Source organism: Paenibacillus sp. FSL H7-0326 (assembly GCF_001955535.1).
Classification (GTDB): Bacteria; Bacillota; Bacilli; order Paenibacillales; family Paenibacillaceae; genus Paenibacillus; species Paenibacillus shunpengii.
In genome coordinates this window covers 1-14,300 of record NZ_MPVN01000015.1, presented here as the reverse complement: position 1 = coordinate 14,300, position 14,300 = coordinate 1, and the positions used below count along the sequence as shown (strand labels likewise).

The window sequence follows — 14,300 nt, the reverse complement described above, 5'->3', positions numbered from 1 at the left end:
TTATTCACGAACTTCGTAAATAATTCCATATGTAGGGTATTCGCGAAACTTTTGAACTATCCTGCCCATTCGTAATGAAAACAAGGAGCAGCTGCCGAGGCAAACTACTCCTTGTTTGATTGAACTAATGTTTCCCGTTAGCTTAACGATTTATTATTATTTTTTGGAGTTGGGATTTCTACAACATGGATTTTAAATAGATCTAAAACAGCAATTATAGACAATGCAAAACCACTGTTCCATACCTCATCTATCCAATTTCCCTCAAATATCTGCGTACATTCATTAATAAAATCTTGATTTAATCGTGATTGAAGTTTCTTCTGCCATGACAGAATATGGAACTCCCTTAACCCCCATTTTATCTATCATCTATCTGAGCCCTGCCAGAACTCCCTTCTCGTATTCGTCTGTCGCGTTCTCATGTATCATGTGAATCTATCCATTCAAGAAATTGGTTTTTTCGATCATGAGTATTTCTACAGTAACAGTGAACATTAAATCAACTCTTTTTGATGGAGTTTAACAGTCATTTTAGCAAACAAATTCTTGGGAAAGCTGAGGTCTTAGGATCAACTAACGTTTCCCGTTAACATAATCAATGGTTTGGTTATTCTTCTCACTCAACTTTCCCTTTTGAATTACATCAAAAATAAATGCATGCTTGGCATTGGTATAAGCAACTCTGTCATGGGGATACTTTTCTGCAAGTTCTTTTTTAATTGATTGTACTGCTTAAGCATTCTGGATGAGTTCTTAAATAATCCCTGAACAAAATATTGTTATGCCATTCTTCACTTCCATAAACATAAATATGTAAATGATGCGTTCCTGCTCTTCCTTACCTCTTCTGAAAAACCTTCTGTTAAGCAAGATTTTGTGATAAACATTCATATACCCTATCTTTGCAAGGGATTCAATAAAGGCTTCAACATCCTCTACAACACGAAATTTGTTTCTAATCTTATTAAGATCCTTGATTTTCTTGATTAAACAACAAATGAGCTCAGACTAATCTGAGCTCATTTGTATGTTGGATTAAGAAGTTACAAACAATATTCCTTCACCGTGTTGTCAGACGCATGATTTGTCTTACAGTTACACGCTCGATATCTGCCTTTAGTCGCAAATGATTATTACGGATGGCCGGGCAATCAGGCGAAATGTTGATCACTCCAATGAGAACATTTGACTACTGTATATTGCAGACACATGTTCTTATATCAATTAAAAATAAAAGTGCCCTCGTTAGTTATAAGCTAATGAGGGCACTTTTTACAACAAAAAACACAAATAATTTGGTAGAACCACCAATATTATCAATATTGAGTATTACATCACAAACTTTAATACGAAATATCAGCTGGGATCCTAAGATGCAACCATTAAGATACAAACTCTATTGTAAAAGTACTAACTTTAGTGTAAAGGCACCAACTATAATGTCTAGAAACTAACTTTAATGTAACCAGACAAATATCAAATGAATTTATTTTATTAAATAAATTATTCAACAGTTACACTCTTCGCCAGGTTACGTGGTTTATCCACATCAAGACCGAGGGCAAGAGATGCGTAGTATGCAAGAAGCTGGAGCGGCACTACGGAAAGTGCTGGTGTCAGGATCGGCAATGTTTTCGGAATTGCATATGCTTGGTCTACGGATTTAAGCAGGTTCGCAACATGCTCTTCATGCGTAATCACCATAACGTCTGCACCGCGTGCTTTTACTTCCTTGATGTTACTTACTGTCTTCTCAAGTACATCCTCTTGTGTTGCCAGGGCAATTACCGGAATACCGTCTTCGATCAATGCAAGCGTACCGTGCTTCAATTCACCTGCTGCATACGCCTCAGAGTGAATGTAAGAGATCTCTTTCAGCTTAAGGGAACCTTCCTGAGCAACTGCGTAGTCTACGCCGCGGCCGATGAAGAACAGGTTCTTATGGCTAGAGATTTGCTCAGCATAATCCTTAATGGTCTCCGCTTGATCCAGCATTTTCTCCACTTGCTCAGGCAGAGATTGCATAGCAGCGATAATGCCTGCTACCGTCTCTTCTGTTTGTGTGCCACGCACTTGAGCGAGGTACAAGCTGAACAGTGCAAATGCAATCAGCTGAGAAGTATAAGCTTTCGTAGAAGCAACAGCAATCTCAGGACCTGCCAGTGTTGCAAGCACGTCGTTTGCATCACGAGCGATGGAGCTGCCCACCACGTTAGTGATCGCAAGTACATGCGCACCATTAGCTTGTGCTTCACGAAGCGCTGCAAGGGTATCTGCTGTTTCACCTGACTGGCTGACTACGATAACGAGTGTATCAGAGTTCACGATTGGTGAACGGTAACGATACTCGGAAGCCACGTCCGTCTCGACTGGAATGCGAGCCAGATGCTCGATCATGCTGCGGCCAACGAGACCTGCATGGTAAGCCGTACCACAAGCGATAATTTGAATGTTCTTAATATTTTTAATTTGCTCTTCCGTCATGTTCAGATCAGGAAGCAATACTTTTTTGTGATCTGCAGAAATCCGGCCCAGCATCGTTTCACGATAAGCTTTAGGCTGCTCGTAGATTTCTTTCAGCATGAAATGATCGAATCCGCCTTTTTCAGCTGTAACTGCATCCCAATCGACACGAATCATTTCCCGAGAAATAAAATTCCCCTCAATTGTCATCAGTTCGACAGAATCCTGTGTCAGGACTGCCATTTCTCCGTCATTCAAGATATACACGTTTCGAGTATATTCGAGAATAGCCGGAATATCGGAGCCGATAAAGTTCTCACCTTCACCGATACCGATGATCAGCGGACTGGCTTGACGAACAGCAACCAATTTATCTGGCTCATATTCTGTCAGAACGCCGAGTGCAAACGCACCACGCATGTATGTGATCGCTTTTTGAACAGCTTTCACGATATCACCGTCGTACTCACGAGCAACCAAATGAGAGATAACTTCAGTATCTGTCTCCGAAGTAAATACACAGCCTTGGCTGATCAGCTCATCCTTCAGCTCCAAATAGTTCTCTACAATCCCGTTATGAACTACAGAGAATTTGAGGCTGTTGTCTGTATGCGGGTGAGAGTTCTCATCCGATGGTTTACCATGAGTTGCCCAACGTGTATGTCCAATTCCTGCGCTTCCTTGCAGCGGAGCCGTCTCCAGCTTAGCTTCAAGGTTCGCAAGACGACCGATAGATTTCGTAATTTGCAGACCTTCTGGAGTGAAAACGGCGATACCCGCAGAGTCATAACCACGGTATTCCAGTTTCTTCAGTCCTTCGATCAACACATTTTGCGTATTCTTTGTTCCAATATATCCAACGATTCCACACATAGGTAAAATTCCTCCGATTCGAATGTTTGAATATGACCGGGAGAAATGCACCATCAGCATGTAAATAGACATGAGTAAACAATAGTCTGATATGCGGGTGACAAACCCTTTACGGTAAGCTACATAGCACGAACCAGTGTGTTATTATACAACTGGACAGCCAATAGAGTGGCCTTGATATCGTATGGAATGACTTCCGTCTTATCCTATGTCGATGTCACGATGACGCATATCATCACTCATGTAATGCTGAAGTATGCTCTCCTCGTGCACATTCTAATTTTGTTTCACCTATCGATTCGTTGTAAAAACAGTCGCCTGTTTCTTTTCCGTTCTCGATTTACGGTATGGTGGATTACCGGGAGGTCCCCGCCGAACAATCCGAACACCCCCACCTCGTCAACTTGACCATTGTCCATTGTTTTACATAACAATGGTTCCGTACACTGGAACAAGTTCTGGCGCTTGTAATGCTGTTGTAACCTCAACCCTCACTTTCTATGTCTGAATCACACAACTCATTATATGCATCTGATGTCAGTTTTGCAATGGAGCAATATACCTCCAAGCAAATTTCATCATAAATACCCAAAAAACAAACCCGTGAAACTAGACTCTAGTCACACGGGCTTATTTTAAGAGCAGGACAACCAGGTTACCCTGCCAGTTCCTTCTTAACTACACCCGCGATATGCTCAACGAACTGCTCAAGCTCTATACGGTCCGGTCCTTCTGCCATAACACGAATCAGAGATTCTGTCCCGGATGGTCTCACCAGTACACGTCCATTGTCACCCAGCTTGCTCTCGATCATAGCGATTGCTTCCTCAATAACCGAATTGCCTTCATACTTGCTCTTGTCTTCGACACGAACATTGACCAGCACTTGCGGATACTGTTTCATCAGACCTTTCAGCTCACTCAGCTTCTTGCCCGATTCTTTAAGCGTATTAATCAATTGAATCGCAGTCAGCATCCCGTCTCCCGTCGTATTGTAGTCCAGGAAAATAACATGGCCCGACTGTTCACCGCCAAGATTATAGCCCCCGCGGCGCATTTCTTCCATCACATAACGGTCACCAACCGCAGTCTTCGCTGTTTTGAGTCCTAATTTTTCAGTCGCTTTGTAGAAACCGATATTACTCATTACGGTGGACACAATCGTTCCATCATGAAGCTTGCCTGCACGGTTCATCGCATCGCCGCAAATGCACAGAATAAAGTCGCCATCCACTTCGGCTCCGGTCTCATCAATTGCAATCAACCGGTCTGCGTCGCCGTCAAATGCAAGACCTGCATCCGCACCATGGCGAATCACTTCTTCCTTGAGCTTCTCAGGGTGTGTCGAGCCACACTGGTCGTTGATGTTAAGTCCGTCAGGCTCAGCACCAATCGTAATGACTTCTGCTCCGAGATCAGCGAAAAGTTTTGGAGCCAGCTCATACGCAGCACCGTTAGCGCAATCCAGTACAATTTTTAATCCGTCAAAACGGGAAGATACCGTTGTTTTTAGATACTCCAGATAAGTAAACTTCGCTTCTTCGTCGACCGTAACCGTGCCCAGACCGCTGCCAATCGGACGAGGAAGGGTGTCTTCATATGCATCCATCAATTCCTCAATCTTATTCTCTGTCTCATCAGACAGCTTGAAGCCGTCACCGCCAAAGAATTTGATTCCATTGTCCTCCACCGGATTATGAGATGCAGAGATCATGACTCCTGCGTCTGCTTTAAGCGTGCGTGTCAGATACGCTACGCCTGGAGTCGAAACGACACCAAGACGAATAACATCCGCACCAATGGACAAGAGACCTGCAACGAGCGCTGATTCCAGCATAAGCCCTGAAATACGTGTATCCATCCCGATAACCACTTTCGGACGGTCTACTCCTCCAGCGAGTACATATCCTCCGCAACGTCCAATGCTATAGGCCATCTCAGCCGTTAATTCTTTATTAGCAACCCCTCTAACTCCATCAGTACCAAAATATTTCCCCATTCTCCTGAACTCCTTTTTGTCATATGTGAATAGTCAATTAGCAAGCTTGCTTTAGAAAGATATCGATCTAATTCAATTTCGTGCATTTCATAATATTAATTAATAATGGCTGATACATTGTTACTGTAAAAATGGCAGTAAGCTCATGTTAAGGTGCTGGATTGGCTGCATCAGTATCTTCACCGGAATCACCCGGGTCACCGTTCCCTTCCTGGCTCGGATCTGACTCTTCTTCCTTGTCCTCCCCATTCGTTGTACCACTGTTCTCCTCTTCCTCTCCCGATCCTGCATCGGGTTCAGTTGGCGGAGCAGTCGTTTCGGTAGAGGTGTCTTTCACCTGAACCTCGATAGTGAGGTCAGCCGATGAATTCTCGACCGTTACGTAATCCGGTGCACTGACTTGCAAGGTCACTTCATGTGAGCCTTCTGCCAAATCACTCGCATCTGCAATTAGCTCTAGATCCGTCGCATCTATGTTATCCAGCATATTACTGGGTCCGGAAATGGTGATATCCTTCAAGCCGTCCCTTGGCCTCGTAACACTTGCTTCCAGACTGCCGCCTGGCTCCTTAACTACGATGGGGACATCCCGTATCACCTTTTCCGTATCCTGCACTTCATCGGATAATGCAACCGTCACTTCTAATTGCACGGAGCTCGGCTCGATTTTCTCAAAACCGGAGGGCGGCGTCAAGTCCACGTTAACTGTATGTGTCCCCGCCTCCGAAATCTGGCTAAGGTCCAAAGTCACTCCATTATAGTTCTCGACGCCTGCCAGCAGCTCCTGACTTCCATATAAAGTTACTTCATTTACATTCGGTTCCACTTGAGATAAGGTCAGACCATCCGGAAGCCGTCCGGTGTAATGCACCTTAAATGGGACTTTGGTAAACTGCTCCGTAATCGGCACTTCTACAGCCACCGACTCAGGCTCTATGACAGCTCCTTCAATTTCATTCCCATCGAGATCGAAGGCTTTGAGACGCACTCTCTTCTCACTTACTATATCCGTTGCTCCTTCAATATCGATCGTTCCTTCGACTTTGCCTACGGCTGCCAGCTGGCTCTCAGGAAGAGTGACCTTAACCGGCTCCGCAGGTGTAACTACCGGATCTCCTGCCAAATATCCTGCGGCTGGCTCACCCGTAGGTACGATACTAACATCAAATGTATTTGTCCCCAGCTCTTCAACAGTTACCGTCACCGTAGAAGGCTCCATCTTAACGAATTCGACCCCGTTTGGCACCACATGACTTAGCGGTAAGGTGCTCGTTCCTGGACCCACATTGCTGAGATCCAGCCGAACTTTATATTCATCTGTAAAAACAGAAGTTAGTACCGAGCGTTGTCCTCTGACCTGCATCTCGACTTCTGTTGCATCAACAGACGTAAGGACATACTTCGATGAATCGATGCCATAAGGCTCAATGGTGATATTATCAATTACCCGAGGCTCAACAGATGCAGTTGTTGTCGGTGTAGGTGTAACATCGTTCGAATGAACCATAGCCCATAGCAGCAAACTGATAGCCAGCGCCAATATTTTGGTAAAATTGTTATTGTTGAACCATTTATCCATTACCCTGGCCCCCCTTCCGTTTCCAGATCGAGTGCCTCTTTTCTTTCAGTGTTGAAGAAGGACGAAGCTCTTCATGCAGTTTAGAGATCAAGGATTCCTCCTTAATATCCCTCACCACTTGTCCGTTAATCGCTAAAGATACCTGTCCCGTTTCCTCAGACACAACAATCGCTACTGCATCTGCTACTTCACTTACTCCTATCGCTGCACGGTGCCTCGTTCCCAGCTCCTTGCTGATAAAAGGGTTCTCTGACAAAGGCAAATAGCAGGCAGCAGCTGCAATCTGTTTCCCTTGTAAAATAACAGCCCCATCATGAAGCGGTGTGTTCGGAATAAAGATGTTAATCAGCAGCTCAGAGCTCAGAACTGAATTCATCTTGATCCCCGATTCCGTATATTCATTCAGCCCTGTTTCCCGTTCGAACACAATGAGTGCGCCAATCTTGCGACGAGAGCAATAATTCACAGCCTTAATAATTTCATTCGTAAAACGACTGAACTCCTCATCATCCGCCGTAATCCGGTTAAACCATTTGCCACGGCCCAATTGCTCGAGCGCACGACGAAGCTCCGGTTGGAAGATGATAAAGAGTGCCAGCACCCCGAATGTAAATAACTGATTCATGAGCCACTTCAGTGTGTAGAGATTAAACCAGGTACTGACTACCCACACGACAACGAGCAGAAGTATGCCCTTCAACAGCTGTACAGCGCGGGTCCCGCGAACAAGCAGCATAATGTGGTATATGATATAACCTACAATTAAAATATCTATAATATCCTTAATGGCTTCTTGCCATGTCAAATCCGCAAAATAGTTCATGCGATTGCCCCCGATATTCCCTAGTTGAGTAAATGTCCACATTCATATATCTGTAAGATAGATCGAACTAAGCTCTTCATGATCCTTTATGGTTTATAAGGGCTCTGGCATGATCATCGTTCATTCTTAAGAGTTAGTTATAGTATGTTCTTCATCATATCTAGGTTATAACGATAAAGTGCAAGTTGCAAGCGAGCTCGTTATCCCTTTCCCAATTATTATCATTATACCCTGAAAATATTAAAAAAAGAGCCCTCATAACAGAGGCTCTCTGGTCTTATAAAGGAATGTTCTACTATTGTTAGCATTTATTAGCGGTAAGCTACGACATTCATCACGTCTGTTATCTTATACCAAATCCAGTCCAGCGCTTGATCTATACTCTTGATTTGTCCTGAGATATGAGCTGTAGAGGCCGTCATATAATGACCATCAATAATCGTGAGGTTACCCTCCACATTACCGTATACTTTTGCAGTCCCATTCTCGACCGTCAAATCCCCTGTAATCGACTTGCCCTCAGGTACAATGACATCGTTCCCTTCGATCACAATCTGATCTAGATCATCTCCACTGACAATCAACTGGTTACTCTGGTCCCAAAAGCTGATCGTACTGGAAAACATCACGATTACAAAAATGGCTGCAGCAGTTAGGGCCGGGTGTCTTTTGACCCACTTCAGCCATGGCTGCTGTTTCTTTGGTTCTGGTACAGCACTCATGATCCGATCAGTCAGCTCATCTGAAGCAGACGGTGAATAATGTCTCATTGCGTATAGCAGCATATCCGTCTGTTCCAACTCTTTAAACCGCATGCGGCAGTCGGGACATGTCGACAGGTGACTCTCGAGCCCGCTCTTTTGGGACAACGATAGTTCATCATCTAAATATTCATGCATTAAAGAGGTGCTTTCCTTGCAGTCCATATGAGCATATCCTTTCCTCTAGATCTTTGAAGTCTTATTTGCCGTATGATTTATACAGACATAAGACTTGCTTCCATTAAATACGAAGCACATCTAAGAACGTTTCAATAATTTATGCAGCATTTTTAAAAAAGGAGCCGGATCAATTTCACGCTTGAACCGCTACAATTTAAATTCTAGCTTTTTACGCAAAAATTCACGGCCTCTATGTACTCTTGTCTTAATGGTTGTGACAGGCATCCCTAATACATCACTGATCTCCTGAAGAGATAGATCCTGTAAATAACGAAGCACCATGATCGACTTGTACTTTGCAGGCAGCGTTTCAATTGCATCACGAATAATTCGCTGCGTCTCAGACAACAGCGCTTCACTCTCAGGGGTCCGGTTATCGCTTGGAATCATGGCATACCCATCAGTCCCCTCCTGATCTCCAAGCTCGGCATCGAGCGAGTAGGAAGGCTTCTTTCTCCGGAGTCTATCGATACATAAATTCGTTGCAATTCGATAGATCCAAGTTGAGAATTTCTGCTCTGGATCATATTTCTCCATATTCCGGTATACTCTCAAAAAAGTTTCCTGCACAATATCTTCTGCCTCATGTCTATTGTTCAGCATCCGATAAGCCAAATGAAACAATTTATCTTTATACAATTCCACAAGCTCAGCGAAAGCCCGTTGATCACCCTTAAGTATTAGATTGACCAACCTATTCTCCAAATTATCCACCATATATTCCCCCAGACTGGCTGATGGGTCTTTCGTACCGCTCGTATCCCAAAAAATACATCATTCAAATCGTAATTCATGTGCAGTTAAAAATCAATCATTTACACTATCAATTGTCAAAAAAAAAATCGGGAACTCTCCTACTTAAGATAAGAGAGCTCCCGAAGATCGAACCCAGTTCAATATTTAAATGGTTATAATCAACCTGTGTTCCGCATCCCTGAAGCAATGCCGTTAATCGTAAGCAGCACTTCCCGAAGCAATTCAGAGTCGTCTCCGTTTTGTTCACGCAATGCACGAAGCTCAGTCAGCAACTGCACTTGCAAGTAACTTAGCGGATCAACATACGGATTACGTAATCGAATGGATTCTTGAATTACAGGAACATTATCCAGAATATCCTGCTGCCCTGTAATTTTTAGAAGCAGATCCTTTGTTAGTTCATATTCTTCTAAAATTTTTCCTTTGACACGAGCACGAATCTCATCGTCCTGTACCATAGAAGTGTACTGCTTCGAGATGTTCATGTCTGCCTTGCCTACCGCCATCTGTACAGTATCAATCAATGTACGGAAGAACGGGTAGTTCTTATACATATCCTGAAGCACCTTCAGATTCTCCTCTTTGCCCTGATAGAAGCTCTGTAGGCCTGTACCAGCCGCGTACCATGCAGGGAAGAGATAACGGCTCTGTGTCCAAGCAAACACCCAAGGAATGGCACGTAAGTCCTCAAAACGATTGCTGTTCTTCCGCTTAGAAGGTCGGGATCCAATATTCAGCTCACCAACCTCAGGCAGCGGCGTAGATTCTTTGAAGAAATTGAAGAAGTCAGGATCATTAAATACTAGATCTTGGTACTTCTTCAGAGAAGCCTCTGAGATGGATACGATAATTTTCTTCCAAGCCTCTTCTTCAACCGGTGTCTCCACACTCGCAACCATAGCACTCGTCAGAAGAGCCGATGTTGCCTGTTCAAGACTTCGATAAGCGATCCCTTGCAGGGAATAACGGGAGGAGAGTACTTCTCCTTGTTCCGTAATCTTGATGCCTCCACCAATCGTATGAGGCGGCTGTGCCATAATACTGCGGTTTAGCGGCATACCGCCGCGACCAAGCGCTCCTCCACGTCCGTGGAAGAACTTGAGTTTTATATTATACTTCTGGCTTACTGCCGTAATTTCATTCATGGCTACGAGCAGCTCCCAGTTTGCTGTAACAACTCCACCGTCTTTGTTGCTATCCGAGTAACCCAGCATGATCTCCTGCAGATCCTCCATCGCAGATACACAATTGCGATATACCGGTAATTCGAATAAGCGTTTCATGATCGCTGGTGCTGCATGCAAATCTTCAATGGTCTCGAATAGTGGCACAGATTGAATGGTACAAATCACATTACCATCTGGTTCTCTGCGGTAGAGACCTACTTCTTTGGCAAAGACCATTACTTCGAGCAGATCACTAGCACCTCGGGTCATACTGATCAGATAGCTGTTAATGCAGTTTCTGCCGTATTCCTTCTGAGCTCTGTAGATCGTACGATATACTTCAAGACATTCCTGTGTGCTCTCGCTGTAGCTGAAATGCGAAGAAGTTAATGGTCGTGGATCGCTCAACAAGCCGGCTAGCAAATCGATCTTCTCTTCCTCAGACAGAGCAGAATAATCATCTACAATGTTCATATGAGCCAAGATTTCCTTCATAGCATTCTCATGCTCTTGGCTGTGCTGACGAACATCTAAAGTCGCGGTATGGAAGCCGAACAGCTCCACTTGGCGAATAATCTTTTTAACATAAGTGTCTGCGACATAATCCGCATAATGATATCTCAAGCTGCGGTCAATTAGCTTCAGGTCGTTAATCAATTCCTCCGGTGAAGCGTAACGGTCTGACTGGCCGACTTTGTTGTCATCAAGCACATTATTCAGCTTGGAAAGCATGTAGGCGATTTTAATGCGATAAGGTTCCTTCTCATTCCGCCAAATATCCGCTTTCTTCAGAACAACCTTCTGACGATCCTCTTCAATAGAAGACATGAGCTCTTCAGAAACTGTAACGATATTTGTGCTGAAACTCAGTTTACCCATTAATTCAATCAAGATACGCTGATATTCACGCAGAGCAAGCTTACGCTGCATTTTAAGGGTCTCCCAGGTCACGTCAGCCGTTACTGATGGATTCCCATCCCGGTCTCCACCAATCCAGGAGCCAAAACGTAAATAAGTAGGCACATGCCAGCGATGTTCTGGATAATACTTTTCTAAGCAGCGCTCCAGCTCTTCATAAACATCCGGCAATACATGGAACAGCGTTTCATGGAAATAGTACATTCCATTTCTTACCTCATCAAGCACGGTAGGCTTGCGATCACGCAGTTCGTCTGTTTGCCAGAGCGTTATGACCTCGTTCAGCAGCTTCTCACGCAGCTGTTCACGTTCACGATGCGTAAGCGTTGGATTATCCAAGAGCATAACATCCTCAGATATACGTTTATGTATATCAAGAATAACTCGACGAGATGCTTCGGTTGGATGCGCGGTCATGACTAGCTCCAGGGACATAGTTTCCAAGATGCTCTGTACCTCGGTGTAGCCAAAGCCTTTATCCTTCAATGTTTGTACAGCCTTTTCAATAGAACCCGGTTGTACAGCCTCACCCGCAGAACGCTCGTAATCTCTCTTACGGCGGATCCGATGATTCTGCTCTGCGATGTTCACCAATTGAAAGTAAATCGCAAAAGCACGAATAACTTGATGACGTCGATCCGAATCAAGCCCCTGAATCATGCTCATAAACTCCTGGAACAATTCAGGTGTATTCTCAGCACGTAAAGCCTTGCTCGTCTCGCGAATCTTCTCAACAACGTTCAGGAGTTCGTTCCCTCCTTGATGTACCAGAACCTCACCAAGTATATTACCTAGAAACCTCACATCCCGACGCAACAAATTATTTGAATTGTTTTTGTTTGCGGTTGCCATAAGTTCTGTCATGCATATCCTCCTATCTCCAGCTGAATACAAAGTTAATCGTCCGTCATAATTGACACCTTCATAACATGATACAATAAAAATCAGGTAAAATCTTTAGTTTTGTGATAGAAAATACAGGTTTTTTGACAATTTTCGAATAAAATATTCAGTTATACTTCGTATTTCTACACCTTTGTCATCACATCAACGCGCCTTGAGAAGAGATCCATTCCGATTCTAATATTGATAATTTTTACAACAAGTGCATATGAAAAATAGACCTCGTGCGTGACCCGACGGGGAGTAAATATACAAAAAAAAGCCCATCCATAAGATCAGGCTTTACAATAAGTATAATGAAGCGGGTGATGGGAATCGAACCCACGCTACCAGCTTGGAAGGCTGGAGTTCTACCATTGAACTACACCCGCAAATACGATCGGGATGACACGATTTGAACATGCGACCCCCTGGTCCCAAACCAGGTGCTCTACCAAGCTGAGCTACATCCCGACAGTAAATGGCGCGCCCTGAGAGATTCGAACTCCCGACCTTTTGATTCGTAGTCAAACGCTCTATCCAGCTGAGCTAAGGGCGCAAAATATGGAGCGGACGACGGGAATCGAACCCGCGACCCTCGCCTTGGCAAGGCGATGCTCTACCGCTGAGCCACGTCCGCAAAAAATCAATGCGCGTGAAGGGACTCGAACCCCCACGTCAAGGACGCTAGATCCTAAGTCTAGTGCGTCTGCCAATTCCGCCACACGCGCATATGATTAACTGGTGAGCCATGAAGGACTCGAACCTTCGACACCCTGATTAAAAGTCAGGTGCTCTACCAACTGAGCTAATGGCTCATATAAATGGCTGGGGATATAGGATTCGAACCTATGCGTGACGGAGTCAAAGTCCGTTGCCTTACCGCTTGGCTAATCCCCAACATTTTTATATGATGAGTATTATCTTCATATATAGTGTATCCAATATTTACAAAATAAATAATGGTGGAGACTGAGGGGATCGAACCCCCGACCCTCTGCTTGTAAGGCAGATGCTCTCCCAGCTGAGCTAAGTCTCCATATAAAGTGACCCGTAGGGGATTCGAACCCCTGTTACCTCCGTGAAAGGGAGGTGTCTTAACCCCTTGACCAACGGGCCTTGCAATATCTAAGCTCTCAACCGGGATCGAACCGGTGACCTCATCCTTACCATGGATGCACTCTACCTACTGAGCTATGAGAGCATATGGCTCCCCGAACAGGACTCGAACCTGTGACAACTCGATTAACAGTCGAGTGCTCTACCAACTGAGCTATCAGGGAATATTAACTAGTAGTCAACACATCTCTCAGTATAATACTGAGTAAGGATGTTTGCTTGGCGGCGTCCTACTCTCCCAGGACCCTGCGGTCCAAGTACCATCGGCGCTGGAGGGCTTAACGGTCGTGTTCGGGATGGGTACGTGTGGAACCCCTCCGCTATCGCCACCAAACATGATTTTTGCGCTGTGATATCTTCGGCGAATCATCACCAGCAAAATATCAATCCATAAAAAGGACATGCAGCTTAAAATCTTTACAAGGAATTTACTCCCTGAAAACTAGATACGAAACAATGTGCGATTTACTGCTTCCCCGGTGTTCTCGGGGTCCCCGCAAAGTATTCGGAATTCACTCCGGAAGCATTTGCTTCACTTTGTGGGGTATCTTTTGGATAAGCCCTCGACCGATTAGTACTGGTCAGCTCCATGCATTGCTGCACTTCCACCCCCAGCCTATCTACCTCGTCGTCTTCAAGGGGTCTTACTCATTGGGAAATCTCATCTTGAGGGGGGCTTCACGCTTAGATGCTTTCAGCGCTTATCCCGTCCGTACATAGCTACCCAGCGGTGCTCCTGGCGGAACAACTGGTACACCAGCGGTACGTCCATCCCGGT

Annotated in this window: 8 protein-coding genes, 11 tRNA genes and 2 rRNA genes; all 21 read right to left on the bottom strand. The window is 44.6% G+C overall.

Annotation, left to right across the window (positions count from 1 at the left end; all coding sequences use genetic code 11):
- Positions 1-718: 718 nt before the first annotated feature.
- Positions 719-814 carry a GrpB family protein gene (locus tag BK126_RS30075; protein WP_256209939.1) on the bottom strand — a complete coding sequence of 32 codons (96 nt, stop codon included), beginning with the start codon at positions 812-814 and terminating at the stop codon, positions 719-721.
- 692 nt (positions 815-1,506) lie between these two features.
- Positions 1,507-3,339 carry a glutamine--fructose-6-phosphate transaminase (isomerizing) gene (gene glmS / locus BK126_RS28495; RefSeq protein WP_076315789.1) on the bottom strand — a complete coding sequence of 611 codons (1,833 nt, stop codon included), beginning with the start codon at positions 3,337-3,339 and terminating at the stop codon, positions 1,507-1,509.
- A 655-nt stretch (positions 3,340-3,994) separates the two neighbouring features.
- Positions 3,995-5,338: a phosphoglucosamine mutase gene (gene glmM, locus BK126_RS28490; protein WP_076315788.1), complete on the bottom strand. Its 1,344-nt coding sequence runs from the start codon at positions 5,336-5,338 to the stop codon at positions 3,995-3,997.
- Between the two features lie 148 nt (positions 5,339-5,486).
- Positions 5,487-6,917, bottom strand: a complete 1,431-nt coding sequence (locus BK126_RS28485; RefSeq protein ID WP_076315787.1) for a CdaR family protein — start codon at positions 6,915-6,917, stop codon at positions 5,487-5,489.
- Positions 6,910-7,740 carry a diadenylate cyclase CdaA gene (cdaA, locus tag BK126_RS28480; protein ID WP_076315786.1) on the bottom strand — a complete coding sequence of 277 codons (831 nt, stop codon included), beginning with the start codon at positions 7,738-7,740 and terminating at the stop codon, positions 6,910-6,912. The genes BK126_RS28485 and cdaA overlap by 8 nt, the downstream gene beginning before the upstream one ends.
- Before the next feature lie 311 nt (positions 7,741-8,051).
- On the bottom strand, positions 8,052-8,666 hold the full coding sequence (locus BK126_RS28475) for a zf-HC2 domain-containing protein (RefSeq protein ID WP_076315785.1): 615 nt from the start codon (positions 8,664-8,666) through the stop codon (positions 8,052-8,054).
- 162 nt (positions 8,667-8,828) lie between these two features.
- Positions 8,829-9,395, bottom strand: a complete 567-nt coding sequence (sigW, locus tag BK126_RS28470) for an RNA polymerase sigma factor SigW (RefSeq protein WP_170862593.1) — start codon at positions 9,393-9,395, stop codon at positions 8,829-8,831.
- A gap of 200 nt (positions 9,396-9,595) precedes the next feature.
- Complete coding sequence (ppc, locus tag BK126_RS28465) at positions 9,596-12,385, bottom strand: phosphoenolpyruvate carboxylase (RefSeq protein WP_076315783.1); 2,790 nt, start codon at positions 12,383-12,385, stop codon at positions 9,596-9,598.
- A 339-nt stretch (positions 12,386-12,724) separates the two neighbouring features.
- Positions 12,725-12,795 (bottom strand) — tRNA-Gly (locus tag BK126_RS28460).
- Between the two features lie 8 nt (positions 12,796-12,803).
- Positions 12,804-12,877: transfer RNA gene (locus BK126_RS28455), tRNA-Pro, on the bottom strand.
- Between the two features lie 8 nt (positions 12,878-12,885).
- Positions 12,886-12,962, bottom strand: a tRNA-Arg gene (locus tag BK126_RS28450).
- A gap of 6 nt (positions 12,963-12,968) precedes the next feature.
- Positions 12,969-13,043 (bottom strand) — tRNA-Gly (locus BK126_RS28445).
- 10 nt (positions 13,044-13,053) lie between these two features.
- Positions 13,054-13,134 (bottom strand) — tRNA-Leu (locus BK126_RS28440).
- An 11-nt stretch (positions 13,135-13,145) separates the two neighbouring features.
- Positions 13,146-13,221, bottom strand: a tRNA-Lys gene (locus BK126_RS28435).
- A 7-nt stretch (positions 13,222-13,228) separates the two neighbouring features.
- A tRNA-Gln gene (locus tag BK126_RS28430) sits at positions 13,229-13,303 on the bottom strand.
- 63 nt (positions 13,304-13,366) lie between these two features.
- A tRNA-Val gene (locus BK126_RS28425) sits at positions 13,367-13,442 on the bottom strand.
- 8 nt (positions 13,443-13,450) lie between these two features.
- Positions 13,451-13,522 (bottom strand) — tRNA-Glu (locus tag BK126_RS28420).
- Positions 13,523-13,534: 12 nt separating this feature from the next.
- A tRNA-Thr gene (locus BK126_RS28415) sits at positions 13,535-13,607 on the bottom strand.
- Between the two features lie 3 nt (positions 13,608-13,610).
- Positions 13,611-13,686 (bottom strand) — tRNA-Asn (locus tag BK126_RS28410).
- Positions 13,687-13,739: 53 nt separating this feature from the next.
- A 5S ribosomal RNA gene (rrf, locus tag BK126_RS28405) occupies positions 13,740-13,856 on the bottom strand.
- Positions 13,857-14,073: 217 nt separating this feature from the next.
- Positions 14,074-14,300 (bottom strand): 23S ribosomal RNA (locus tag BK126_RS28400); the annotation flags it as partial.